Genomic DNA, 588 nt, shown 5'->3' on the forward strand with positions numbered 1-588 from the left:
TGCATCGCGCCAAAGGGCGTGAGCCCTACGTGTGGGAGACCGAGCAGAACCTTGTTTCCTACGCCTATGACGAACACGGACGACTGGTCTGCGCGACCAATGCTGTCGGGGAAAGCGAGCGTTATCGGTACGACGATCAGCACGTCATTCTCGAGCGGCAGTTGGCCGGAGGCGCGAGTTTCTATTGGGAATGGGAACACGCTGGCAAGGCGGCGCGCTGCGTTCGGCATTGGGCGAGTTTTTCGCAGATGGACACGCGTTATGCCTGGGGCGATGACGGGCGCGTCACCGTGCATAACGCCGATGGTAGCCAGGAAGTGTATGTCCATGATCAGCGGGCGCGGCTGGTACAGAGGATTGATCCGGATGGTGCCACGCATTTCAAATCCTACGACGACCAGGGCCGGCTGACCGTCGAGCAAGACCCGATGGGCGCGGTGACGGCCTATCAATATGACGACGCCGGACGCTTGGTGGCGTTGTTTCCGGGGGATGATGAGCCGACTTCCTACGAACATGACAACGGTTTTGTTCGGGTTGTCAGGCGTGGGGAGGCGGTCTGGAAATATGAGCGCAATGTTCAGGGCG

Annotated in this window: 1 pseudogene; it reads left to right on the forward strand. The window is 60.0% G+C overall.

What is annotated here, in order from left to right:
- Window positions 1-588: pseudogene (locus JMV15_RS27820) on the forward strand (type IV secretion protein Rhs); the annotation flags it as partial.

The sequence above is a fragment of the Pseudomonas paracarnis genome, assembly GCF_904063055.1.
In the GTDB taxonomy this organism is placed as follows: domain Bacteria; phylum Pseudomonadota; class Gammaproteobacteria; order Pseudomonadales; family Pseudomonadaceae; genus Aquipseudomonas; species Aquipseudomonas paracarnis.